This is a genomic window from uncultured Nitrosomonas sp., from assembly GCF_902826915.1.
GTDB lineage: Bacteria > Pseudomonadota > Gammaproteobacteria > Burkholderiales > Nitrosomonadaceae > Nitrosomonas.
Genome location: NZ_CADEGP010000020.1, coordinates 1 through 23,717 on the forward strand (window position 1 = coordinate 1; position 23,717 = coordinate 23,717).

A 23,717-nucleotide genomic window follows, 5' to 3' on the forward strand; every position below is an offset into this window, starting at 1 on the left:
GGGATTCTTATTTAGCAGTGCATATCTGATTGCTGAATTTCTGAGTAAGCTCTAAGTAGATTTTCAACATTTTTCCGCGACTGATCAGCTTGAGTAAGCGCAAGAAAGTGTTACAATATGAAGATAACTTGGTAATTTTCATGATACACGCCAAATTAAATTCACACATTCACCTAAAAATAATTGGATATCAAGGTGAATGGAGGCTCAATCCTTAAGGAGAACTTATGTCAGTAACTATGCGGCAAATGCTGGAGGCAGGTGTACATTTTGGACATCAAACACGCTTCTGGAACCCCAAAATGGCACCCTATATTTTCGGCCATCGTAATAAAATCCACATTATAAATCTTGAAAAAACCTTGGTGATGTATGAAGAGGCGATGAAATATGTGCGCCAATTATCAGCAAACAAGGGAGTGATTTTATTTGTTGGTACTAAAAAACAAGCGCGAGATATTGTGCGCGAAGAGGCGATACGTTGCGGATCTCCCTACGTAGACCAGCGATGGTTAGGAGGTATGCTGACTAATTTTAAAACCATTAAACAATCTATCAAGCGTCTACATGAGATGGAAACAATGGTGCAAGATGGAACGTTAGATAAACTGGTAAAAAAAGAAGCGCTTGATCTTCAAAGAGAACTAGATAAGCTAAACAGTAGCTTAGGTGGCATCAAAGACATGAAAGGTTTACCGGATGCTATATTTATTATCGATGTTGGATATCAAAAAGGAGCCATCACAGAAGCTAGAAAGCTTGGCATCCCTGTAATTGGTGTGGTCGATACCAATCACAATCCGGAGAATCTGCACTACATTATTCCTGGAAATGACGATTCCAGTCGTGCAATACGCCTATATGCCCGCGGCGCGGCAGATGCCATCCTAGAAGGACGCAATCAGGCTATTCAAGAAATCGTTGAAATGACTGCTGAAACTGAGGCTGAGGCCGAATAAAGTCATATAATTTCTTTTATTAACTAATTGATATCTGGAGTAAATATGGCGGAAATTACCGCAAGCATGGTAAAAGAATTGCGTGAAATGACCGGGCTAGGCATGATGGAATGCAAAAAAGCATTGACAGAGACTAGCGGCGATCTGAAGGCAGCAGAAGATCTATTAAGAATTAAAAGTGGCGCTAAAGCAAGCAAAGCCGCAGGTCGAATTGCGGCAGAAGGTGTAATTGGCGCATATATTTCAGCAGACAGAAAATGTGGTGCGCTGGTTGAAGTAAACTGTGAAACAGACTTTGTCGCCAGAAATGAAGATATTATTAATTTCGCCAAAAGCCTCGCTGAACTAAGTGCAACAAAAAATATAATCGACACCGTTGCTTTAAGTGATGCAGATTTGCCGAGCGGTGAAGCTATTGAAGCAACTCGCAAGGCATTGATTATGAAATTGGGTGAGAATATCAGTATTCGCCGTTGTGGTCGCCATGCAACACAAGGACAGTTGGCTTATTATCTTCACGGGACCAAGATTGGCGTAATGGTAGATTTTACCGGAGGAGATGAAGCTTTAGGCAAAGATCTGGCCATGCACATTGCAGCAAGTAAGCCCATTTGTGTATCTAAAGCGCAAGTATCTACTGATGTCTTAGCACACGAGCGCGAGATTTTTACTGCTCAGGCTGCTGAGAGTGGCAAGCCAGCAAATATTATAGAAAAAATGGTTGATGGGCGTATTACAAAATATCTTGCTGAAATAACGTTATTAGGTCAGCCTTTTGTAAAAGATCCAGAACAAACGGTAGAAAAATTACTGGCCAGCAAATCTGCAACAGTTAATGATTTCACTATGTTCGTGGTAGGCGAAGGCATAGAAAAGAAAACTGAGAATTTTGCAGATGAGGTTAAGGCTCAGATGGAACAAGCCAAGTAAATTTAGTTTTATCAATACATTATCAATGACTGCTGCAATCTATAAACGTATTTTACTGAAACTATCCGGCGAAGCCCTGATGGGTGACGATAAGTATGGTATTAATCATACTGTCATGGGAAGAATTGTTTCTGAGATTGAGGAAGTTAGCAAACTAGGGATTGAAATTGCCATTGTCGTTGGTGGTGGAAATATTTTTCGCGGGATGAAGTCAGCCAATGACGGATTGGAACGCGTTACTGCGGATTATATGGGCATGTTAGCTACTGTAATGAATGCCTTAGCACTGCAAGATGCGATGAAAATGGCCGGTCTGGTGCCGCGAATACAATCCGCTTTACGCATTGAGCAAGTTGTAGAACCTTATATCCGTGGACGTGCTATGCGTTATCTGAAAGATGGCAAGATAGTCATATTTGCGGCAGGTACCGGTAATCCGTTTTTTACCACTGATACCGCAGCTGCTTTGCGCGGCATGGAAATGAATGTAGATATCATGTTGAAAGCTACTAAAGTAGATGGAATCTATACTAGCGATCCTAAAATTGATCCTGAGGCAACACGTTTCCACAAATTAACATTTGACGAAGCTATTGCCAAGAATTTACAGGTAATGGATGCGACGGCATTAACACTGTGCCGTGACCAGAAACTACCGCTTAGCGTATTTAGTATTTTCAAGGCTGGTGCACTTAAACGTATAATAACAGGCGAGGACGAAGGAACTTTGGTAACAGTCTGAGTGAACGATAATTGAAACCTTGAAAATCGAAGTATGAGGGAACGATATTATGATTGCCGATGTAAAAAAATCTGCTGAACAAAAAATGCAAAAAAGTCTTGAAGCATTAAAAGCAGATCTAAGTAAAGTCAGAAGCGGACGGGCTCATACGGGATTTTTAGATCATATCACCGTGGATTATTACGGAACACAAACGCCCATTAATCAGGTAGCCAATATCAACCTAATTGATGCACGCACGATCGGCGTAATTCCCTGGGAAAAGAAAATGAGTGGTGCGATTGAAAAAGCCATTCGTGAATCTGATTTAGGTTTAAATCCTATGCCTGTAGGTGAGACTATTCGCGTACCCATGCCTTCTCTCACTGAAGAGCGTCGCCGCGATCTGATTAAAGTAGTTAAGCAAGAGGCAGAGCATGTCCGTGTCGCAATGCGTAATATTCGCCGAGATGCTAATACTCACTTGAAAGATTTACTAAAATCCAAAGAAATTTCTGAAGATGATGAGCGTCGCGGTCAAGATGACATTCAAAAATTAACTGATCGCTATATCGCGGAAATAGATAAAATTTTGCAAACCAAGGAAACCGAACTAATGGCTGTTTGATATGCCGCAAGGTCTAAGCTCAACTAGAGAAATACCTAAAACTGGCTCAATACCAAAACATATTGCTATTATTATGGATGGTAATGGCCGTTGGGCTCAAACTCGCTATATGCCTCGGATCGCTGGACATAAACAAGGTGTTGAAACAGTTCGTAGTATTATCAAAGCATGTATAGAGCGTAATATACCATACCTAACTTTATTTGCTTTTAGCAGTGAAAATTGGCGACGCCCAACAGATGAAGTAATATCTTTAATGCAGCTTTTCCTTAGCGCATTGGAACAAGAAATCTCTCGCCTGCATGAAAACGGTATTTGCTTCAAAGTTATCGGTGATTTATCAAAATTTGAGCCCAGGATAATAGAATGCATCCGTGTTGGCGAACAGCTAACCGCAGAAAATAAACGTCTTACCTTCACTATAGCTGCCAACTACGGCGGGCGCTGGGATATCATGCAAGCCGTACATAAAATGATGGCACAATCAGCTGAGCTACCCTTAAATTTTGAAGAAGAAAATTTAGCGCAATATCTTGCGCTGAGCTATGCCCCTGAACCGGATTTGTTTATTCGAACTGGTGGAGAATATCGCATCAGCAATTTTTTATTATGGCAGCTCGCTTATACTGAATTGTATTTCACCGATACATTATGGCCTGATTTCGATGAGCATGAACTTGAACGAGCAATCCAATCTTATCAGCAACGTGAACGTCGGTTTGGCTGCACCAGTGAACAGATTCAAGTAGCAGGATAAAAGATCACCTTTCATGCTTAAAACCCGTGTCCTTACTGCAGTTATTATTCTTCCTTTGTTCTTATCCGCGTTATTTTTGTTACAGGATATTTTTTGGGCTATCGTACTACTTGCACTTTCGATTATCGGATCTCGCGAATGGAGTCGATTGGCCGGGTTTTCAGTAAGAAATACAATAATTTTTATGCTCCTGACTACCCTTGCAGGAGGGGAATTATTGTTTCAAATGAGTGAATCTATAAAAACTAATGCATATTCTGCTGATTTGATCTGGGTCTATGCCTTATCAGTGGTTTTCTGGATTATTGGTGTACCACCGTATCTGAAGCAAGTTTACACGATAAAAAATCCATTGATCTTAATGCTAATCGGTTGGATACTATTGTTACCCACCTGTCTCGCACTTTATCAACTACGTGCTATCAGTCCGCTACTTTTATTGGGCCTTATGGCAACAATCTGGATTTCCGATACAGCAGCTTATTTCACAGGAAAAACATTTGGCAAACACAAACTTGCTAACCAAATTAGTCCGAACAAAACTTGGGAAGGTGTCGCCGGAGCCTTAGTTGCAGTATTAGTTTACGGTCTGATCTGGGACCTCTGGCTTACTGAGGAATCATTAGCAACACTATTAATACCACTGCTTTTATTGATGACCATATTAGGCATTATCGGAGATTTATACGAATCACTTATGAAGCGTCATGCTGGTGTTAAGGATAGTGGAAATATTTTGCCGGGCCATGGTGGTATTTTAGATCGAATTGATGCTTTAATTTCATCGTTGCCATTTGCCATTCTGGCCTTACTAATTTTTTATTCTCCCGTGTCATGAAAACAATCCGTCAAATCACTATACTTGGCTCCACCGGCAGTATTGGGGAAAGCACTTTGGACGTTATCGCACGCCATCCTGATCGTTTTCAGGCTTTTGCATTAACTGCCAATAATAATGTTGAAAAAATGTTATCGCAGTGCCGACGTTTTCAACCAAGATTTGCAGTTATGCTGGATCAGAAAAGCTCTAAGCAGCTTGCTAACGCAATTAACACAGTGAATATCAAGACGGAAGTTTTATCAGGAATAGAATCTTTAGAAAAGGTCGCTTCTCTTCCAGAGGTTGATACCGTAATGGCGGCCATCGTTGGAGCTGCCGGTATTCGTCCAACATTCGCCGCAGCGCAGGCAGGGAAACTAGTATTGTTAGCCAATAAAGAAACGCTGGTAATGGCCGGCCGTATTTTTACGGATTTGGTAAAAAAACACCATGCCACACTGTTGCCAATTGATAGCGAACATAACGCAATCTATCAATCACTGCCACATCACTTCAATGGGAATTTAGCAGCAGCAGGCGTCAGCCACATACTGCTCACAGCTTCGGGCGGACCGTTTCGATGTGCGTCATTAGATTCCCTGGAGAGCGTGACTCCGGAACAAGCATGCGCTCACCCTAATTGGGATATGGGACAGAAAATTTCCGTAGATTCCGCTACCATGATGAATAAAGGACTAGAAGTCATCGAAGCGCATTGGTTGTTTGAAGCCCCTCCAGATAAAATTCAAGTAGTCATCCACCCACAAAGTGTGATCCACTCTATGGTTGCGTATGTAGATGGCTCGGTTATCGCGCAACTTGGCAATCCAGATATGCGAACCCCGATCGCACATGCGATGGGCTATCCTGAGCGAATAGAAAGTGGAGTATCGGCATTAGACATGTTTAAGGTTGCCCATCTTGATTTTGAACAACCTGATTTTAAAAGATTTCCATGCCTGGACTTAGCTTATCAAGCGCTGCATGCCGGTGGCAATATGCCAGCAGTATTGAATGCCGCCAATGAAATAGCAGTAGAATCTTTTCTTCAAAAACGCATGGCATTTACAGCTATTCCCATCATGATTAAACATGTTATGCAGACAATACAGCGAGAAGAAATGATGACACTGGATGATGTTTTAAGAACAGACAAGCTGGCTCGCGCTAAGTCACACGAATGGCTGGCTAATTTACAATAGGCGTGTCAAGTAAGAAAATATGTGGGTAAGTGACCCGATTCAATTTTTCTTAATTAATAGTAGCATCCCTGCAATTATTTTTAGTAGCAATAAGATGAAAAATATCGGGAAGTTAAAATTAATCCACACTGACTCCAACAGGAATCACTAGATATGTCAATAACTTACACAATTATTTTTTTTATTATTGCCTTAGGCACACTGATAACTTTTCACGAATTTGGCCATTATTTGGTAGCACGATGGAATGGTGTAAAAGTATTACGGTTTTGCATTGGATTTGGTCAACCCATCTTTCGCAGGCGATGGGGAAAAGACCAGACTGAATGGGTAGTTGCCGCGATTCCATTAGGTGGTTATGTCAAGATGCTCGATGAAAATGAAGGCAAAGTGGCATCTGAAGACTTACCTCGTGCTTTTAACCGCCAGCCGGTAGCTCGTCGTTTTGCAATCGTCGCAGCCGGCCCCATTGCCAATTTCTTGCTAGCCATTGTTCTATATTGGTTACTTTTTATTCTAGGTGTTCCTGGAATGAAACCCATACTTGGTCCAGTCGAACCCGCCACACCTGCTGCCAAGGCAGAATTTGTATTAGGCGAAACCATTGTCAGCATAGAAAATGAACCCGTTGCAAGCTGGCAGGATGCGCGCTGGGCTTTATTGCGGCATGCCATCAATCGGTCAGCTGATGTAAAAGTGCAAACCATTAATGATAGGGGTGAAAATAATTTGCGGCAGCTGGATTTAAGCCAAGTCGATCCCGATAAGCTCAATGAAAATTTTCCCGGTATCATAGGATTTAGCAGTTACCAACCGGTAATAAAACCCGTAATCGGACAAGTTATTTCTGAAGGCGCTGGTTCTCATGCTGGCTTGTTGACCGGTGATGAAATTATTGCGGTCAATCATACTGAGATACATACCTGGATGGATTTCGTGCAAGAAATACGCACAAACCCCGAACGCTCATTAGAACTGGATATTTTACGCAATGATCAAATGATCATGCTGACGATTACCCCTGAGTCAACCATAGAGCATGGTAAGCGAGTGGGCAAGATAGGAGTTGCGCCCATCGTCAATCAAGCAGAATTTGAAGAATTGCTTGTTACTGTCAGTTATTCACCTGGCAAAGCGTTACAGAAAGCCGCCGAGAAAACCTGGGAAACAACTGTACTGACATTACAAATGCTCTCAAAGATGATTACGGGTGATGTATCCTGGAAAAATATCAGCGGACCGATCTCTATTGCTGATTATGCCGGACAATCGGCACAAATGGGGTTAGTATCTTATCTCGCTTTTCTTGCACTGATCAGTGTTAGTATTGGTGTGTTAAATTTATTGCCAATTCCAATACTCGATGGTGGGCATCTCATGTATTATCTTATTGAAATAGTCAAAGGAAGTCCGGTTTCAGATAAAACAATAATAATTGGTCAAAAAATTGGCTTGCTTATGCTGTTTACACTCATGACGTTTGCCATCTACAACGATATTAGTCGGCTTATTACTGGTTAAATAATGAAATTCCAGTATTTCTTTGCATTTATCAGCTTATTCTGTGCATTTTCATCTTGGGCCGACGATTCTTTCATTGTTGAGGATATTCGTGTTGAAGGCATACAACGTACTGAGGCAGGTACTGTATTTAGTTATCTGCCCATTAAAGTCGGTGAAGTGTTGGACGCAGAAAAAGCGACAGAGGCGATTAAAGCGCTATTTGCAACCGGTTTTTTTAAAGATGTAAAATTAAAGAATGAAAATAACATTCTGATTGTAGAAGTTGTCGAACGTCCTGCTATTGCAGAAATCAGCATCAATGGCGCCAAAGAATTTGAGAAGGATAAACTGCTTGAAGGCTTAAAGCAGGCGGGTATATCCGAATCCCGAATTTTCAGTCGTTCACTTCTGGAGCGAGCCGAACTGGAATTAAAACGACAATATATTAGTCGCGGCAAATATGCCGTCAAAATTACGACCACTTCAACGCCACTGGAACGTAATCGTGTCGGAATAAATTTTGATATTAATGAAGGCCGTACCGCGAGAATAAAAAGAATAAGTTTTGTTGGCAACGAAAAATTCATTGATAAGGAATTGCGCGGCTTACTGGTTTTAAGAAGACCCGACCTGCTCAGCTGGTTCACTAAAAACGATCAGTATTCAAAGCAAAAACTCTCCGCAGACCTTGAGACACTTCGCTCGTATTATCTTGATCGAGGTTACCTAGAATTCAATATCGAATCCACTCAAGTTTCTATAACGCCTGATTTACGCGACATCTATATCACAATCAACATAACCGAAGGTGCTCAATATTCAATCTCCGATATTAAGGTAGCAGGAGAAACCATCGTACCTGAAGAAGAAATACACAAACTGATATTACTAAAGAATGGAGACGTTTTTGTACGCGAGAAACTAACTGAATCTATTAAATTAATAACGGATCGACTAGGTGATGACGGCTATGCTTTTGCTAATGTTAATGCTTCCCCCGAGATAGATTATGAAAATCGGCAGGCTGCTTTCACATTTTTTATTGATCCAGGCAAGCGAGTTTATGTTCGCCGTATCGATATTGAAGGTAACGATCGCACCCGCGATGAAGTCATACGCCGCGAATTTCGTCAAATGGAAGGGGCTTGGCATTCCACAAGTCAAATTAATCTCTCTAAAGTCAGAGTTGATCGTTTAGGTTTTTTCAACAGTGTCAATGTAGAAACGCCAGCGGTACCTGATAAAACCGACCAGGTCGACATAAAAGTCAGAGTTGAAGAACGACCCACCGGATCTATTATGTTTGGCGCAGGCTACTCTGATCGTCAAGGGATCATTCTAAACGCTTCAATTTCTCAGAATAATATTTTCGGCACTGGCAATTTTTTTAGCCTTGATGCTAACCGAGGTGCCATTAACGAAACCTACTCTGCATCTTTTACCAATCCTTATGCCACAGTTGATGGCCTAAGCTTTGGTCTGGATGCATACAAGCGCGTTTTGGATACGCGTGCATTAACACAGTTTGGCGCATTCAAAACAGATACTTTAGGTGCCGGTTTTAGGTTTGGAGTGCCCATCGCAGAAAACGATATTGTTTCCCTTGGCTTGGCTGCAGAAAATACCTCGATCGATACATTTGCAAACAGTCCACAGCGTTACAGGGATTTTGTTACCGAATTTGGTGAAACAACTAATAATTTTCCAGCAACCATAAGCTGGGCGCGCGACCGGCGTGATAGCGCAATTTGGCCAACCTCTGGAACAACTCATCGACTATTTGGTGAAATCAGTGTGCCGGGTGGAGATTTAAACTACTACAAAGTCAGTTACAACCAGAGGTGGTACTTTCCGATTACTGATTTCTTTACGCTTCTGGTAAATACGGAATTCGGCTATGGTGATGGTTACAAAGGAAAGAATCTTCCTTTCTTCAAAAACTTTTTTGCTGGGGGTAATAACTCAGTAAGGGGCTATGATCTTAATTCTTTAGGTCCCCGTGATGACACACTGCTTCCCGGTAACATCACTACTGTCAATCGAAGATTGCTAGCAGTAGGCGCTAGCAAGCGTGTAGTCGGAAATATTGAGCTGATGTTCCCAGTTCCATTCCTGCGAGATGATCGATCATTACGCTTTAGCGTGTTTGTTGATGGAGGTACTACATTTAACCAATTCAATCAACTGAACAATTTCATGCGTTATTCAACCGGTATTGCGTTAACCTGGGTATCCCCCATGGGACCATTGAAAGTAAGTCTAGCAGAGCCATTAAATGATGTGCCGGCGGATAACCTGCAAAGATTCCAATTCATGTTCGGTCAACAATTCTAATTTCTGTCGAGTACTGCTTCAGGTGAAAATATATAACCGAATCTATCACTGTTGCTCCACGGCGATGACGACTTTCTTCGTCATGGCTTTCATTAGCAGTTTCGTAGCTGCCTTTGCCAGCGATATTAAAATTGGTGTAGTCAATACCGAACAAATCCTGCGCGAATCTAAACCAGCCATACAGGCCCAAAAAAAAATCGAACGGGAGTTTGTTCCACGCGATGAAGCTATCAAAAAAATGGCATTGAAAGCCAAGACGCTGCAAGACAAGCTAGAAAAAGAGAGCATTAACATGGAAGAACCTGAGAGACGCAATATGGAAAGAAATCTTGCCAATTTAAGTCGCGAGTACCAACGCGCCCAGAAGCAAATGCGAGAAGACCTGAGCGTACGTCAGAATGAAGAATACAGTATGATTTTAGAACGCACCAACCGTGCTATTAGTGAAATCGCAGAAAATGAAAATTATGATCTGATTTTGCAATTACAGGACTCCGTTTACAGAAGTCAGCGTATCGACATTACCGACAAAGTAATTAAAGCACTCAATAACGAATAAAGCACCATTTTCATATACACTGCTGATCAAACGGCATCGAAAAAAGGCATTTAGGCCCAAAAGGGAAATAAAACAATGAGCAGCATGAATATCCACGAAATATTAAAATATCTTCCGCATCGCTATCCGCTCTTACTAGTCGACCGGGTAATTTCATATGAAGCCGGTAAAGATATCGTTGCATTAAAAAACGTTTCTATCAACGAACCTTTCTTTTCTGGGCATTTCCCGCATCATCCAGTGATGCCAGGGGTTTTAATTGTTGAAGCGTTAGCCCAGGCAGCCGCTATTCTGACACTTAGAACAGAGAATACGACTAACAAGGAAGATACGGTTTATTACTTTGTCGGTATTGATGGTGTTCGTTTCAAAAAACCTGTCATGGCCGGCGATCAATTGATTCTCAAAGTTTCTATCCAACGACAAATCAAAGGATTATGGAAATATTCGGCACGTGCTGAAGTGGATGATCAGCTAGTTACCGAAGCGCAGCTTATGTGCACCTCCAGAAATGTGTAGTCGCCACGAGATTGAAATAACCGTCAGCATCAGGAATGTTCAATCATTGAAACGTCAACAATCGAATTGATTTGCGGCGTCGACGAAGCTGGCAGAGGACCTCTGGCCGGGCCAGTTTATGCAGCTTGTGTTGTCTTGAACTCGGCCTTTACAATAGACGGATTAGCTGATTCCAAAAAACTGAGCGAGAAAAAGCGCAACGCACTGGCAATCACCATCAAAAAACATGCTAAAGCATGGGCAATTTCTTATGCTTCGGTTCAAGAAGTTGACCAATTAAATATTTTACAAGCAAGTTTGCTGGCCATGAAACGTGCTGTCGAAAGCCTTCCTTTCACACCCGATATAGTACTGGTCGATGGCAACCAGAGCCCTCGCTTACACTGTTCAATGCAAACAATCATTCGCGGCGACAGCTTAATACCCGAAATTTCAGCAGCTTCGATATTGGCCAAAACTGCGCGTGATGCTGAAATGCAAAGATTGCATCGGTATTTTCCCGACTATGGATTCAATAAACATAAAGGATATCCAACCAAAGCGCATTTGGCTGCACTGCAACAATACGGGGCTTGCGAAATTCACCGGCAAAGTTTTGCGCCGATCAGAACATTACCACTCAACGAGAAAGAAGATTGAATAATTCAGTGTTCAACTCCGCGTCATTTCGGATTAAGGAAAAAATAACTTTGTGCGTATAATAATGACTGTTCAATCACTGCTTGCCAATAAAAATAATCGCTCTGATTGTTATAAACGTTTCAACTCTTGATCAAACTCAACAAGGAAACTTAATATGCGCGTGGAAAAAAATACTGTGGTTTCTCTCAACTATGAATTGTCGGATGCTTCAGGAGAAATTCTGGAAAAAACAGATACACCGATCAGTTATTTGCATGGTGGCTACGGAGGTATTTTTCCTTTAGTTGAAGAAGCATTGCACGAAATGGAAATTGGTTACTCATGCTCCATCTCCATGGAACCGGAAGACACTTTTGGTGAATATGATGCCGAATTGGTTCGTGTTGAACCACGCGACTCTTTTCCTGCTAATGTAACCGTTGGGATGAATTTTGAAGGTGGCGCTGAAGATTCCGATGACTTTATCATCTATAAGGTCACCGATGTTACTGATGATAGTGTCATTGTCGACGGCAATCATCCTTTCGCAGGTATGAAACTAAATTTCGCATGTACGGTAACCGAAGTCCGTCCCGCCACAGCAGAAGAAATTTCTCATGAACATGTGCATGGCGCACATGGTCATGAGCACTAGATTTCAAGTACCCGATTGGATGAAAATTTAGCTGCCATGCTCGGTATCTACCGCTTTTTTCAATAAATAAATCTGCTCCAATGCCTGCTTGGGACTTAGATCATCAGGCGAAAGATTCTGCAGTATTGTGATTACTGAGTGTTCCTGCATAACATTTTCTTCCAGCTCCGGAGCGGAAAAAGCAAACAAATCCAACTGCAGTTCTCTACTTATACTTTCCTGCTCGAGATTAATCAAGTATTTTCTTGCTACTCTAATCGCTGGCTCAGGAATGCCTGCCAGCGCTGCTACTTGCAAACCATAACTCTGACTCGCGGGACCTTCAGTGACTTTATGCAGGAAAACAATACGGTGTTTATACTCCACCGCATCCAAATGAACATTCTTAACTTGTTTAAACTCTTCTGCAAGTTTTGTCAGCTCAAAGTAATGCGTAGCAAACAAGGTAAAACTGCAGTTTTTTGTCAGCAAATACCGAGCGATTGCAAACGCTAAAGCCAAACCATCAAAAGTCGAGGTGCCGCGGCCGACTTCATCCATAAGCACCAAGCTATGCGCTGTCGCATTATGGAGTATATTGGCTGTTTCCGTCATTTCTACCATAAACGTGGAACGACCACTGGCAAGATCATCAGCGGCTCCAATGCGGGTAAAAATTTGATCAAGTACACCGATGCACGCTTTTTTAGCTGGGACATAACACCCACAATGAGCCAGCAAACTAATCAGCGCAATCTGTCGCATGTAAGTCGACTTCCCGCCCATGTTAGGGCCGGTAATCAGCAGCATTTGTGGTTTTCCAGTTTGCCCGGCGCCTAATTGAACATCGTTAGCCACAAAGTTTTCAACCTGATTTTCTACCACCGGATGACGACCGTTATCTATACTAACAATCTCCTCATTGGATAAATGCGGCGCGGTATAATCGAGTATTTGCGCCCGTTCTGCCAGTGCGCACAGAACGTCGATCTCAGCAACGCCTTGCGCCATCTTCTGTAATACATGAATATACTTTAACAACGCCTCTATTAACGCATCATATAAATACTTTTCCCGCGCCAAAGCTCGATCCTGTGCGGATAATGCCTTGTCTTCGAAAGCTTTCAGCTCAGGCGTAATATAACGTTCAGCACTTTTTAAAGTTTGCTTACGTCGATAATCCGCAGGAATTTTCTCGCTATGTGCGTGCGTGACTTCGATATAGAATCCGTGCACACGGTTATATTCGACTTTCAGATTAGGAATACCCGTGCGTTCCTTTTCACGAATTTCCAGTTGTAATAAGAATTCCCCGCAATTGTTCTGCAACGCTCGTAATTCATCAAGTTCGGCGTCATAACCATTGGCAATCACATTACCTTCGCGCAACACCACACCGGGCTCTTCCAGCAAGGCCTTATTCAATAGCTCAACGAGCACAGGCTCAATTTGCATCGCCTGAATCAATTGATCAATTCTATCACTGCGACACGGCGCAATCGCAGTGATAATTTCCGGAAATAGTTTCAGGCTATCACGCAAGCCTGACAAATCTCTCGGGCGCGCCGATTTGAGTGCAATACGTGCAGTAACCCGCTCAACATCTACGATCTGCCGCAAAAGACCGCGTGCAGCCAAATAACTTTTTGACTCATTTTCCCCGATCAAGGCCGCAATACTATCCAGTCGTTTTTGAATTACGCCACGATCACGCAATGGATGATGCAACCAAAATTGCAATAAGCGGCTACCCATATTGGTTGAACAAGTATCCAGCAGAGACAATAGCGTGGGCGATCTTTCACCTCGGATGGTTTCAGAAATTTCGAGATTGCGGCGCGTTGCTGCATCCATACGGACATAAATACTTTCCCGTTCGGCTTGCAATGATGTGATATGAAGCATACCTGATCCTTGCGTCAAGCGTGTATATTCCAATAATGCACCCGCTGCGCACAGAGCCGTAGACAAATCTTCACAGCCAAAACCGGAAAGATCATAAGTTTCAAATTGTCGTGTCAGACTACTGATTGCACTATCACGATCAAACTGCCACGAAGGTAATTGCTTTAAAACCCAATTTTTCCCTTGTAATTCACCCAATATAAGCGCTTCAGGTAAAAGAATTTCTGCTGGCTGCAAACGCTCCAATTCACTAAGCATATTTTGCGGCGATGTCTCCATCATCCGTAATTGACCTGCGGCTAGGTTCAACCAGGCCAAACCCAGAACCGACTCGTGTACCCATAATGCCAGCAAAATGCAATCACGCTTATCCTCGAGTAATGCTGCATCCGTTAATGTTCCAGGCGTAATGACGCGAACAACCTCACGAGCTACCGGTCCTTTACTGGTGGCCGGATCACCCACTTGTTCGCAAATCGCGATGGACTCGCCGGCTTTGACCAACTTAGCTAAATATTGCTCAGCTGCGTGATAGGGCACCCCCGCCATCTTAATCGGCTCACCTGCTGAAGCACCGCGCCGGGTTAAAGTAATCCCGAGCAGTCTTGCAGCTTTCTCCGCATCATCAAAAAACAATTCATAAAAATCCCCCATGCGATAAAACATCAACATATCCGGATACTGTGCCTTAATACGCAAGTACTGCTGCATCATCGGCGTATGTTGCTCTTTATTGGTTTTCATCTTTTAGTTATAGGGTTATGCTGCATGAAAGAAATCACTATCTATCACAACTAGCATTAAACTAATTGCAAATCGATCCTGCGCAATCGCACCCGTCCTGGAAAATAGGATAAGCTATGGAATCAGTAGCGCTAAGAAAAAACATTGGCTCGCACATATTACCAAACGAATGAATGTAATCGCAGTAATTCCGTCAAAGTAGTACCGCAACTTTATTGAATCATGACAAACTATAGGTCTGAAACAAAAAATTTTCTTTTACAGAACACCAAAGTAGAAATTAACTCCAGTGATATTGAGTGTAAAATTGCGCACATAGCAATATGGAAAATACTCTTATTGAAGAATAAAGCCCCGCTACTATGCCATTAAAATATATGCAAAACAATAAGTTATCCATTAATATTCAAGTCATGCAGCTGATTCTTTTATGCGTGTTTTTTGCTACCGCCAATACAATTTGGGCTAATACGGAAACGCCTGATCAGGAAGCGCAGATCCGTGAGCTTGAAAAAACGTTGACTCGCATACAACAAGAGTCTCAATCGACTTATCAGCAATTTCTGATGATTCAGGAAATGCGCCGCAACGAAATAGCAGAAATGCCTCAAGCTTTTCGGCAACCCAAATCGCCCTCACAGAGTATTCCGATTCCTAACTATGAGGATTTAATTCAGCTTAAGGAGGAAAAACAAGATCGAATTGATAAATATACAACGGATTTAGATCGCCTTTATGCACGCTATCGAGAGCTGGAAGATGAAAAACAAGCGATCTTTGAACAAATCCGATCACTTCAAAAAAAACCGAAAGAATAAGGCGAATTCAAGTCTGAAATGCTTATTTACTGTTTATTTATCTTCAAAATTTTTATACCAGATATCGTAAATTTCATCTGACCATAAGGACTTTATCCAGGCGATCACATCATCGACTTGCTGCTCGGTCAATATGCCTTCCCAAGCAGGCATAGAGCCTATTTCTGGTGGAGTTCCTTTGAGGATTGTTTTTTTCAAAACATCGGTGGAATGGTGCCAAGCATGTGCCGAACTGTTTAGTGGCGGGGGTGGATATTTACCATCAGGATTCGGTTTGCGCCAATCCGGCGTTGCTTCTCCATTGGGGCCATGGCACCCCACGCAATTGGTCGCATAAACAGCTTCTCCACGCATAATTTGTGCAGCGTCCAAATCTCTTATCACCAGCCCTGTTTTAGGATCAATCTGATGCTGTCCCAATGCAATATCCGGCGACGAGAAATTACCGCACCCGCTCAACACCATTGTAGCCGCGCCATAAATCAAAAAATGTCGCATTCTCATAAAAATCGCTGCATTTATTTTAAGCGCATAACTGAACTGCTTTTTTCTGCTTCTACATCTTTAGGTAATGGCTCAGCCTTTTTGGCATACGGATCATAGCGGTTGTAGATGGTGGCATCCGTGCGAGTTTGATCGCGCTCTTTAAGCAACAAAACATTGTAGGGATCACTACGAGATCCTTCCATACCTGGAGACCCATGCGGCATATCTGGAACAGCCAACCCTATCGCTTTTGGTTTTTCTTTGAGCAACCTGATGACATCGGATGCCGGTACATGCCCCTCAATCGCATATCCATTCACCAATGCCGTATGACACGAACCAACGGTTTCAGAAACACCCGATTTCTTTCTGATCTCTTTATTACCTACATCATGCGTTTTTACCGTAAAACCATGGTCGCGCATATGGTCGACCCATTTATCGCAACATCCGCAAGTCGGACTCTTATAAACATCTACGGTTGCCGTGGCTGTCACCTGTGTCGCAACACTCAATAAATTGACTGTCAAGATCGACCCAATTAGCAGGGTACTCATTCGCATTTTCATTTTTTCTCCACAAAAATTTTTCCACGCATTTTCTTAAAATGACCGGGCAACGGACAGGCAAAATCAATGATTCCTGCGCGAGTAAACTGCCAAATCAATTCCTTTTGCTCACCAGGCTCCAGTTGTAACAATTGGGTCTCAGAATGCTCCTTATCAGGATACATACGCCGCATCTTAACAATTTTTTTAAGTTCAGCCATCGAACCCATCAACATTTCGTGCTTGTGATTGCCGCCATTTTTGACCACAAACTGGATCGTTTCACCTTCATTCACCTCAATTTCTGCAGGTAGAAACATATTATCCACCTGCGTCAATTTAATAATACGTGACACTTTATCAGAATCACCCGGCCTGCCAATATCGGATTCCAAATTGGAATGATTTGGAGCCGAGTAACTTTCGGTTGAAAACAAGACCAAGATTACCAATGGTATAATTCTATTCATAGCATTCATAGAATTTATTCATAGAATTCTCCTGAAAATAATTTATGAACTCGTTTATCCGTCTTGTTTAGAATTCGGCTATGCTAAATTGTTCCAATTCATTTGTCTAATATTCCGCTATAACCTCTATACTACTCGCCTTATCATCAATGAACTTTTGTTTCTTCAGATTTATTTTAAAGTATGCTTAAAAAACAACAATATAATGCCAACAAGCTGCAGAAACGCTTGAGACGACAAGTAGGAACAGCTATTGCTGATTTCAACATGATCGAAGCCGGCGATCGAATCATGGTATGTTTGTCTGGAGGTAAAGATAGCTATGCATTGCTGGATATCCTGCGTAATCTTCAGAACCATGCCCCAGTAAATTTTGAACTGATTGCAGTGAATCTGGACCAAAAACAGCCCGGTTTCCCTGAGCAAGTTTTACCCAGTTATCTGACACAAATCAACATGCCTTTTCGGATTGTAGAACAGGATACCTACAGTGTCGTCAAGCGTGTCATTGCCGAGGGAAAAACTACCTGCAGCCTGTGCTCCCGACTACGCCGTGGTGTGTTATACCGTATGGCTGGTGAACTTGGAGTTAGTAAAATTGCATTAGGTCATCACCGCGATGATATCCTTGAAACCTTATTTCTGAATATGTTTTATGGTGGTAAGCTCAAAGCAATGCCGCCCAAACTGGTCAGCGATGACGGCAAACACATTGTGATCCGGCCGCTGGCTTACTGCAAGGAAAAGGATCTGGCAGCTTATGCGGAAATTTCGGATTTCCCGATCATTCCATGTAATCTGTGCGGATCACAAAAAAACTTGCAACGCCAAGCCATCAAAGAAATGATGCAACATTGGGATAAAAAATTCCCCGGCCGGCTGGAAACCATGTTTCGCTCTATACAGAATATCCAGCTGTCGCATCTAGCCGATACTTCTCGTTACGATTTCGTTAACTTGCAAGCGCAAGATCGGCCATTCGAAAACGGCGATACTGCATTTGACGAGGAAACATTCGAGCCTAATATTGAAGAAATGCTCGGTCTTGAAACAAAAGAAGTCGATGATCGCCAGATGGTTTTATAAAGCTAATCAACCTTTATGCGTCTGGGCGGCACCCATTTAAAGGTCATTGCGACCAGACCGGCAAACAAGCAATAAACAGCAGCCAAGACGGTTTCCGGTACATTGTAAAATATAATGAAATGAAGCCAGTGTTGAATAAAACTACTATCCATTTCTATCTGGCGCAAGCTATTCTCCCACACGGTTAATGGACAAGCAACACCGAGTAACGACTCAACCACCACGAACAAAATAGCGGCAAGGTGCAAATAACGAAACCAAGGGTTTCCGACAAACGTCATCTTCAACCGCGCGCCTACCCAGATAACTGGCAAGCTCCCTACCACAAATAGGACATAAAAAAAATGAATGATCAATACTATGTCAGCTAAAAACATTTTTACTCGATAATACTAACATAGACATTTATTAATAATAAGTGACTTGCAAATGCCCCTCAATAAACACTGATAAAAGGTCAGTGGAATAGTGCATATTAATGAAACACCGTACTTCATCCACCCAGCAACACGGGTATAACTATTTAATAATCATCGTTAATTGATCCGATCAGCATATCATTTCTGATCGACTTTATACCATCGATAGTACGAGCAATCGCTATTGCTTTGTCCATATCGTTACGGGAATTGACATAACCGCTTAATTCTACAACCCCTCTGATCGTTCTGACATTGATATCAAAACGTCTTAGCGACGGTTCATCAATAATTGCTTCATAGACTTTTGTGGTAATACGAACATCATTAAATTTTTCTTCCATTCCCGTTTGCTCGGGTATTGATGCACAGCCTGAGAGCATGGTTATTTGAATAATTAAGAAGAAAACAATGAAATGACTGCCATCACGTCGCATCATAATGAGGTCTCTTAAACGATTATCGAAAAAACATCCTCCTCACACTTAGATTAAAAACCCGTGCCTTCCCACCTTCAGCACTTCATTCAATCCAACAAAACTTAACCGGTTATTTGTTGGGTAAGTATTCGCAACCATCAAATGCGAGGTAATGCATGGACAGAGTAGCTCGCATATGCGTTAATGAACAAAGCATTCCATTCCTGTTGATAATATTACATCATTATCTTTGATAGAAATTGCTTTTTTGGCAGAGTAGCCCGATTAGATTAGGCCTTGATAATATTTATTATTTGACTGAAGCTATTTCCACGTCCCAGCAACATCTTTAACTGGTTTGTGTCGATTGATCGATTTTCGGTGGTTCCTTCAATAATGGAATTACCATTTTTTCCAATTTTTTCAGATCAACACGCCCTAAATAGTTCTCGACCAATTCTCCAGAGCGATTGATCACCACTGTATAAGGCAGCGCAGAATGACGATTTCCCGCGGCCTCTAACAATGACCAGGTATCAAAACTACCAACCAATACCGGATAATTGATGCCAAATTCCTGACTAAACATTTTGACCTTATCGGCTTGATCAATAGCAATACCGATAAAAATCAACCCTTGTTCCCCATATTTTTTTTGCGCTTCAATGAATTCTGGTATTTCCTCGCGGCACGGCGTACACCAGGTAGCCCAAAAATTCACCACCATGACTTTTCCCAACCACTGCGAAACCTCCTGATTTTCTCCCTGTAAATCTGGCAAGCTTGCAGCAAGGATAGCTTGAGCGCCTTGCTGACTTTCTTCACTGGATAACTCAGTTTGATACGCCTCCGACAGCAAAGTACGTAGGAACGAGCCTGCTCCCAGAGCAAATATTGCGACGCAAGAATACAAAATTATCTGCTTGAACTTCGACATTATTTCATCCTTAGAATATGTTTTAATAGGGCGTCGCGGTTAATTATTTGACAGTAACTAGCTTTAAATCAAAACAGCGTTCAGTACTGTTAAAAAATCATGGTTATTGAGAAATCCAATGATTTTAATATCAGGAACGTCATGACCTTGACGATCAATAAATAAAATACCCGGCGGCCCAAACAGCTTAAATCGTTTAAGTAGCGCGGTGTCATCCGAAGTGCCATTTGTGACATCAACCTCCAGCAGAACCACTTCTTTCAGTCGAGCTTGAACTTTAGCATCAGAGAACGTAAATCGATCCATTTCCTTGCATGAAACACACCAATCAGCATGAAACCTGACCATGACGTATTTTTCTCTGGATAACTGGATCTGTTCATCCAGTTCAGCAATAGTTTTTACCCGCTGAAATGGCAGTGTTGCATAACTCGCTGATCCCGCTTCCCCTGAACTCGTCGCATCTGCCAGGTTAAGCTTTGAGAGTGGCTGCAGAACATCCCGGCCACCGGACAAAACACCGATCAATAACGCAACACCAACCAGTAAAGCGATAACACCCACACCTTTAAGGAATTTCTGCACACCGGAGGCTCTTTCCGGCAATGGATCAATAGCATGCAAATAAATCGCGGAAATGATTAACAACACGGCCCATAACAACATGTACACTACTTCATTAATCACCGGGGAAATAATCCAAATTGCAACTGCGAGCAGCAACACACCAAAGAATCGCTTAATCGACTCCATCCATGCGCCAGCTTTCGGCAGCAAAGCGCCAGCTGATGTTCCCAATAGCAACAGCGGAACACCCATACCCAGTGCCATGACAAACAATGCCGAACCGCCCAGAACCACGTCCCGAGTCTGGCTAATATATAGCAAAGCACCCGCCAGCGGTGCAGCAACACAAGGACCGACAATCAAAGCAGACAATGCCCCCATACCAAACACACTGGTTAAATGCCCACCCTTCAGCTGACCGGCCTCCTGGGATAACTTGGTTTGCAACGACCCCGGCAGTTGCAGCTCATAAAAACCAAACATGGAAAAGGACAACAGCACAAACATCACTGCAAACGTGCCCAGTACCCATGCATTTTGCAAGGCTGCAGACAACATTGCGCCCGATAACCCCGCCGCTACACCGATGATGGCATACGTAATCGCCATACCAAATACATAAGCCAGTGCCAGAATAAATCCATGCCGCTTTGTTACATTCTTGCCTTGATTGGCAATAATCCCCGATAGAATTGGAAACATCGGAAACACACAAGGCGTAAATGACAGAAACAAACCAACTACAAAGAACCCGGAGAGAATTAACCAGTAATTGCCAGTTTCGAACATGCGTTCAATTTTGTACGATTCGGTTTCAATCGCGGGTGATCTAGATGGCATCTGAAACAATTCAGCGGTAGCATCGATTTCTGCTGCCGTCGCCTGACTACTCACCACCTCGGCAACCGCTCCGATCGCGGCCTTTACTGCCGGTAATGTCAAATCAATCACTTTATGTATCGGTGCGTAACACACCCCCACCGGTTCATTACAACCTTGATAAGTTGCCTCCAGTGTTAGCGGTTGCTCACTTGCCGCGCCTTCGCGCTGTAACGAAATGACCGCTTGAATTGGGTTGTAATATACTTCCGTGTTGCCAAAAGTCATGTCTTCTTTCATTTTTCCGGGTGGCAACCTTACCTTTTCAATCGCCACGCCTTCTTGCTTGGGTTCGAAGGCAATTTTGTCACGATACAGGTAATAATCCTTCGCCGGTGTCAAATGGGCAATTAACGTATTTCCGTCTCGCACTTCTACTGCGATCTTGAACGCCTCATCCGGTGGCAAAAGTTCTTGTGGATTACTTTGGCCCAGATTGATACCTAAGCCTTGTAATTTCTGAAATAGATTTAAAGATCCGCCTTCCTGAGCGAAAGCTTGCGGACAGGATAAACATAACATTAGTAGCAAAAATTGGATTAATCGCATTGGTATCAGTATTATTTAGTCAGATAGGGTTGTTTCGTCGACGATCCACTGCAAATAGGCAGGTAATCCGTCCAATATAGGAACCATAATTACTTCCGGAAGTTCATAAGGATGCACCTTCTTGATCAACTGTTCAATCCGCTCATAATGTTGTCGCTGGGTTTTAATTAGCACTGGGGTTTCCTCAGCCGACTCAATGTTATCTTTCCAGCGATACATCGATACACACGGACTTAAGGTGTTAACACAAGCCGCCAAATGTTGATCGACTAAAGCCTCTGCCAACGCTAAGGCGCTTTCCTTATTGGGAAAATTGGTAATAACGAGTACGGGTTCCATGCATGTTATGCAGTTGTTGCATAAAGATTAATATTACCCTGCTTAGCACCTCAATTGACAAGTGATTTTGAATTTTTATGTTCTGGGCATACCCTGCCAATAGGCATATACTCTAAAAAATAATTTATCAAAAGGATCTTAACAAATGAAAGGATTATTTAATTTAGTAATAACACTCTCAATTATCACTCCGGTCACGATATTTTTTGGCTACATCATTATGGATGAAGGCGATCAGTTCACCGCAGAGCATTACATGGTGACAGGACTCAGTACAGTTCCGCTTATTTTCGCGCTATTGATTAAATTTTTGATGACGGGCGCAGAAAAGAACAACCAATAATTGCTTTAGAATTCTATCACTATACCCTGTAATTGCTCACAAGCACGTTGGTAAGCCAGTCCGGCCACGGCCAGATCCCCAAGCGCCAACCCCCTGAACACAAAAGCAATTCGTTCATCTATGCTTTGACGACCCGTTGCACTGCCTGTTACCAAATCAGTTAGATCGCCACGCACTAACTCCGGATCAACCAACGGTTTAGGCATGCTGGCTTCTTGTTCCAAATCATCAACGATAATCCGGTCCAATGCTGACATGCTCTCAGCCAACCACGGTGCAGCCAAATCGGTCATAGTGACGAATGCGCCTGGTTTAAGCCAGCGCGCGTCTAGAAATGGAGTCAGTTTTGGCGACAAAGTTACAGATGTAACAATTAAATCCGCATCTTGGATGGCTTCCTGTGCCGTTTGTGTCGCAACCACCAGCAAGCCCATTTTTTCTGCGCTACGACAAAATTTGTCGCGGCTGGCCGCGCTCCGTCCAAACACATTAATCTGCTTTAGCGGAAAAATTTCTGCCAGCGCTCGCAAGTGACTATGGGCTTGCACGCCGCACCCGATAAAAGCAGCAATAGAAGCATCAGGTCGTGCAAGCCGTTTGGCAGCAACCACACTCAATCCTGCCGTGCGTACTGCAGTAATCCAATTGCCATCAATGATCGCAAGTGGCAATCCGTTGCGGCTATCGAGTAAAGTCATCAGTGCATTAATGCTATCCAATCCATGTCTTGGGTTATTTGGATTGAGCACTAACGCTTTGACAGCAAGAAATGGAGGGTCATCGGCTGCCGCTAATGTCGCCATCATGTATCGATCATCTGGCGGAGTAATCACAACCTTAGGCGCATTCCAGGCCTTCTGTTGTGTTTTTGCAAATAGCAAATGCTCGATGCTGGCAGTGACATCATGCATGGTAAGTTGCAAGTCCTGCAGTGAACTTTGTGATAAGTAACGAATCAATGGCAACATTAGAGCTCCTAATTTTAAAAAACTTAGCTGATGGTTAAATTAGCCATATTAAC

At 42.7% G+C, this 23,717-nt stretch carries 26 protein-coding genes; 16 read left to right on the top strand and 10 right to left on the bottom strand.

Annotated elements, in window-relative coordinates; translation table 11 throughout:
• The first annotated feature begins 227 nt into the window (after positions 1-227).
• From rpsB to QZV86_RS05305, 13 genes are all read left to right on the top strand, one after another.
• Positions 228-959: a 30S ribosomal protein S2 gene (rpsB, locus tag QZV86_RS05245; protein WP_292918772.1), complete on the top strand. Its 732-nt coding sequence runs from the start codon at positions 228-230 to the stop codon at positions 957-959.
• Positions 960-1,004: 45 nt separating this feature from the next.
• Positions 1,005-1,889, top strand: a complete 885-nt coding sequence (gene tsf, locus QZV86_RS05250) for a translation elongation factor Ts (RefSeq protein ID WP_295624730.1) — start codon at positions 1,005-1,007, stop codon at positions 1,887-1,889.
• A gap of 25 nt (positions 1,890-1,914) precedes the next feature.
• Positions 1,915-2,631 carry a UMP kinase gene (gene pyrH / locus QZV86_RS05255; RefSeq protein WP_292918774.1) on the top strand — a complete coding sequence of 239 codons (717 nt, stop codon included), beginning with the start codon at positions 1,915-1,917 and terminating at the stop codon, positions 2,629-2,631.
• Positions 2,632-2,680: 49 nt separating this feature from the next.
• Positions 2,681-3,238, top strand: coding sequence for a ribosome recycling factor (gene frr, locus QZV86_RS05260; RefSeq protein WP_295624733.1), 558 nt, complete (start codon positions 2,681-2,683; stop codon positions 3,236-3,238).
• A 1-nt stretch (position 3,239) separates the two neighbouring features.
• The gene (uppS, locus tag QZV86_RS05265) at positions 3,240-3,995 is read left to right on the top strand and encodes a polyprenyl diphosphate synthase (protein WP_295624735.1); all 756 of its coding nucleotides are present in this window, start codon (positions 3,240-3,242) and stop codon (positions 3,993-3,995) included.
• Between the two features lie 13 nt (positions 3,996-4,008).
• Positions 4,009-4,833 carry a phosphatidate cytidylyltransferase gene (locus QZV86_RS05270; protein WP_295624737.1) on the top strand — a complete coding sequence of 275 codons (825 nt, stop codon included), beginning with the start codon at positions 4,009-4,011 and terminating at the stop codon, positions 4,831-4,833.
• A complete protein-coding gene (gene ispC, locus QZV86_RS05275) occupies positions 4,830-6,017 on the top strand; it encodes a 1-deoxy-D-xylulose-5-phosphate reductoisomerase (RefSeq protein WP_295624739.1) in 1,188 nt (395 codons plus the stop codon). Before QZV86_RS05270 ends, ispC begins: the two co-directional genes overlap by 4 nt.
• A 153-nt stretch (positions 6,018-6,170) precedes the next feature.
• On the top strand, positions 6,171-7,538 hold the full coding sequence (gene rseP / locus QZV86_RS05280) for an RIP metalloprotease RseP (RefSeq protein WP_295624741.1): 1,368 nt from the start codon (positions 6,171-6,173) through the stop codon (positions 7,536-7,538).
• Positions 7,539-7,541: 3 nt separating this feature from the next.
• On the top strand, positions 7,542-9,854 hold the full coding sequence (gene bamA, locus QZV86_RS05285; RefSeq protein WP_295624743.1) for an outer membrane protein assembly factor BamA: 2,313 nt from the start codon (positions 7,542-7,544) through the stop codon (positions 9,852-9,854).
• Between the two features lie 64 nt (positions 9,855-9,918).
• Positions 9,919-10,413 carry an OmpH family outer membrane protein gene (locus QZV86_RS05290; RefSeq protein ID WP_295624745.1) on the top strand — a complete coding sequence of 165 codons (495 nt, stop codon included), beginning with the start codon at positions 9,919-9,921 and terminating at the stop codon, positions 10,411-10,413.
• Positions 10,414-10,488: 75 nt separating this feature from the next.
• A complete protein-coding gene (gene fabZ / locus QZV86_RS05295) occupies positions 10,489-10,932 on the top strand; it encodes a 3-hydroxyacyl-ACP dehydratase FabZ (RefSeq protein ID WP_295624747.1) in 444 nt (147 codons plus the stop codon).
• Positions 10,933-10,977: 45 nt separating this feature from the next.
• Positions 10,978-11,571: a ribonuclease HII gene (rnhB, locus tag QZV86_RS05300; RefSeq protein ID WP_295624796.1), complete on the top strand. Its 594-nt coding sequence runs from the start codon at positions 10,978-10,980 to the stop codon at positions 11,569-11,571.
• A gap of 157 nt (positions 11,572-11,728) precedes the next feature.
• Positions 11,729-12,208 (top strand): peptidylprolyl isomerase, encoded by a 480-nt coding sequence (locus QZV86_RS05305; protein WP_295624749.1) that lies wholly within the window; start codon positions 11,729-11,731, stop codon positions 12,206-12,208.
• 27 nt (positions 12,209-12,235) lie between these two features.
• Here the strand turns inward: QZV86_RS05305 and mutS are convergent, their stop codons facing one another.
• Positions 12,236-14,836, bottom strand: coding sequence for a DNA mismatch repair protein MutS (gene mutS, locus QZV86_RS05310; RefSeq protein WP_295624751.1), 2,601 nt, complete (start codon positions 14,834-14,836; stop codon positions 12,236-12,238).
• Between the two features lie 362 nt (positions 14,837-15,198).
• On the opposite strand from mutS, the gene QZV86_RS05315 reads away from it, so the two are divergent.
• On the top strand, positions 15,199-15,654 hold the full coding sequence (locus tag QZV86_RS05315; protein WP_295624753.1) for a hypothetical protein: 456 nt from the start codon (positions 15,199-15,201) through the stop codon (positions 15,652-15,654).
• A gap of 33 nt (positions 15,655-15,687) precedes the next feature.
• Here QZV86_RS05315 and QZV86_RS05320 read toward each other — a convergent pair whose 3' ends face one another.
• Genes QZV86_RS05320 through QZV86_RS05330 form a run of 3 tightly spaced genes read right to left on the bottom strand, consistent with a single transcriptional unit; the run spans position 15,688 to position 17,158 of the window.
• The gene (locus QZV86_RS05320) at positions 15,688-16,158 is read right to left on the bottom strand and encodes a cytochrome c (protein ID WP_295624755.1); all 471 of its coding nucleotides are present in this window, start codon (positions 16,156-16,158) and stop codon (positions 15,688-15,690) included.
• Between the two features lie 14 nt (positions 16,159-16,172).
• Complete coding sequence (locus tag QZV86_RS05325) at positions 16,173-16,709, bottom strand: DUF411 domain-containing protein (RefSeq protein WP_295624757.1); 537 nt, start codon at positions 16,707-16,709, stop codon at positions 16,173-16,175.
• Entirely contained in the window at positions 16,706-17,158 is a 453-nt protein-coding gene (locus QZV86_RS05330) for a plastocyanin/azurin family copper-binding protein (RefSeq protein ID WP_295624759.1), read from the bottom strand. The genes QZV86_RS05325 and QZV86_RS05330 overlap by 4 nt, the downstream gene beginning before the upstream one ends.
• Before the next feature lie 183 nt (positions 17,159-17,341).
• Between QZV86_RS05330 and ttcA the strand changes: the two genes are divergently transcribed.
• The gene (gene ttcA, locus QZV86_RS05335) at positions 17,342-18,244 is read left to right on the top strand and encodes a tRNA 2-thiocytidine(32) synthetase TtcA (RefSeq protein ID WP_295624761.1); all 903 of its coding nucleotides are present in this window, start codon (positions 17,342-17,344) and stop codon (positions 18,242-18,244) included.
• 2 nt (positions 18,245-18,246) lie between these two features.
• Here the strand turns inward: ttcA and QZV86_RS05340 are convergent, their stop codons facing one another.
• The 5 genes from QZV86_RS05340 to cutA all read right to left on the bottom strand — a co-directional run bounded on the left by QZV86_RS05340 (position 18,247) and on the right by cutA (position 22,353).
• Positions 18,247-18,621 (bottom strand): DUF2784 domain-containing protein, encoded by a 375-nt coding sequence (locus QZV86_RS05340; protein ID WP_295624763.1) that lies wholly within the window; start codon positions 18,619-18,621, stop codon positions 18,247-18,249.
• Between the two features lie 146 nt (positions 18,622-18,767).
• Positions 18,768-19,103, bottom strand: coding sequence for a BON domain-containing protein (locus QZV86_RS05345; protein WP_295624764.1), 336 nt, complete (start codon positions 19,101-19,103; stop codon positions 18,768-18,770).
• A 328-nt stretch (positions 19,104-19,431) separates the two neighbouring features.
• Complete coding sequence (locus QZV86_RS05350; RefSeq protein WP_295624766.1) at positions 19,432-20,019, bottom strand: TlpA disulfide reductase family protein; 588 nt, start codon at positions 20,017-20,019, stop codon at positions 19,432-19,434.
• Between the two features lie 63 nt (positions 20,020-20,082).
• Positions 20,083-22,014: a protein-disulfide reductase DsbD gene (gene dsbD, locus QZV86_RS05355; protein WP_295624768.1), complete on the bottom strand. Its 1,932-nt coding sequence runs from the start codon at positions 22,012-22,014 to the stop codon at positions 20,083-20,085.
• A 15-nt stretch (positions 22,015-22,029) separates the two neighbouring features.
• Positions 22,030-22,353, bottom strand: coding sequence for a divalent-cation tolerance protein CutA (gene cutA / locus QZV86_RS05360; protein ID WP_295624770.1), 324 nt, complete (start codon positions 22,351-22,353; stop codon positions 22,030-22,032).
• A 145-nt stretch (positions 22,354-22,498) separates the two neighbouring features.
• Between cutA and QZV86_RS05365 the strand changes: the two genes are divergently transcribed.
• Complete coding sequence (locus tag QZV86_RS05365; protein WP_292918795.1) at positions 22,499-22,696, top strand: hypothetical protein; 198 nt, start codon at positions 22,499-22,501, stop codon at positions 22,694-22,696.
• A 5-nt stretch (positions 22,697-22,701) separates the two neighbouring features.
• Here QZV86_RS05365 and QZV86_RS05370 read toward each other — a convergent pair whose 3' ends face one another.
• A complete protein-coding gene (locus QZV86_RS05370) occupies positions 22,702-23,664 on the bottom strand; it encodes an ornithine cyclodeaminase family protein (RefSeq protein WP_295624773.1) in 963 nt (320 codons plus the stop codon).
• Positions 23,665-23,717: the final 53 nt, after the last annotated feature.

Bases quoted from the DNA above. Each gene is read 5' to 3' on its own strand.
- rpsB (WP_292918772.1), top strand. From the start codon at position 228: ATGTCAGTAACTATGCGGCAAATGCTGGAGGCAGGTGTACATTTTGGA.
- tsf (WP_295624730.1), top strand. From the start codon at position 1,005: ATGGCGGAAATTACCGCAAGCATGGTAAAAGAATTGCGTGAAATGACC.
- pyrH (WP_292918774.1), top strand. From the start codon at position 1,915: ATGACTGCTGCAATCTATAAACGTATTTTACTGAAACTATCCGGCGAA.
- frr (WP_295624733.1), top strand. From the start codon at position 2,681: ATGATTGCCGATGTAAAAAAATCTGCTGAACAAAAAATGCAAAAAAGT.
- uppS (WP_295624735.1), top strand. From the start codon at position 3,240: ATGCCGCAAGGTCTAAGCTCAACTAGAGAAATACCTAAAACTGGCTCA.
- QZV86_RS05270 (WP_295624737.1), top strand. From the start codon at position 4,009: ATGCTTAAAACCCGTGTCCTTACTGCAGTTATTATTCTTCCTTTGTTC.
- ispC (WP_295624739.1), top strand. From the start codon at position 4,830: ATGAAAACAATCCGTCAAATCACTATACTTGGCTCCACCGGCAGTATT.
- rseP (WP_295624741.1), top strand. From the start codon at position 6,171: ATGTCAATAACTTACACAATTATTTTTTTTATTATTGCCTTAGGCACA.
- bamA (WP_295624743.1), top strand. From the start codon at position 7,542: ATGAAATTCCAGTATTTCTTTGCATTTATCAGCTTATTCTGTGCATTT.
- QZV86_RS05290 (WP_295624745.1), top strand. From the start codon at position 9,919: ATGACGACTTTCTTCGTCATGGCTTTCATTAGCAGTTTCGTAGCTGCC.
- fabZ (WP_295624747.1), top strand. From the start codon at position 10,489: ATGAGCAGCATGAATATCCACGAAATATTAAAATATCTTCCGCATCGC.
- QZV86_RS05305 (WP_295624749.1), top strand. From the start codon at position 11,729: ATGCGCGTGGAAAAAAATACTGTGGTTTCTCTCAACTATGAATTGTCG.
- mutS (WP_295624751.1), bottom strand. From the start codon at position 14,836: ATGAAAACCAATAAAGAGCAACATACGCCGATGATGCAGCAGTACTTG.
- QZV86_RS05315 (WP_295624753.1), top strand. From the start codon at position 15,199: ATGCCATTAAAATATATGCAAAACAATAAGTTATCCATTAATATTCAA.
- QZV86_RS05320 (WP_295624755.1), bottom strand. From the start codon at position 16,158: ATGAGAATGCGACATTTTTTGATTTATGGCGCGGCTACAATGGTGTTG.
- QZV86_RS05325 (WP_295624757.1), bottom strand. From the start codon at position 16,709: ATGAAAATGCGAATGAGTACCCTGCTAATTGGGTCGATCTTGACAGTC.
- QZV86_RS05330 (WP_295624759.1), bottom strand. From the start codon at position 17,158: ATGAATAGAATTATACCATTGGTAATCTTGGTCTTGTTTTCAACCGAA.
- ttcA (WP_295624761.1), top strand. From the start codon at position 17,342: ATGCTTAAAAAACAACAATATAATGCCAACAAGCTGCAGAAACGCTTG.
- QZV86_RS05340 (WP_295624763.1), bottom strand. From the start codon at position 18,621: ATGTTTTTAGCTGACATAGTATTGATCATTCATTTTTTTTATGTCCTA.
- QZV86_RS05345 (WP_295624764.1), bottom strand. From the start codon at position 19,103: ATGATGCGACGTGATGGCAGTCATTTCATTGTTTTCTTCTTAATTATT.
- QZV86_RS05350 (WP_295624766.1), bottom strand. From the start codon at position 20,019: ATGTCGAAGTTCAAGCAGATAATTTTGTATTCTTGCGTCGCAATATTT.
- dsbD (WP_295624768.1), bottom strand. From the start codon at position 22,014: ATGCGATTAATCCAATTTTTGCTACTAATGTTATGTTTATCCTGTCCG.
- cutA (WP_295624770.1), bottom strand. From the start codon at position 22,353: ATGGAACCCGTACTCGTTATTACCAATTTTCCCAATAAGGAAAGCGCC.
- QZV86_RS05365 (WP_292918795.1), top strand. From the start codon at position 22,499: ATGAAAGGATTATTTAATTTAGTAATAACACTCTCAATTATCACTCCG.
- QZV86_RS05370 (WP_295624773.1), bottom strand. From the start codon at position 23,664: ATGTTGCCATTGATTCGTTACTTATCACAAAGTTCACTGCAGGACTTG.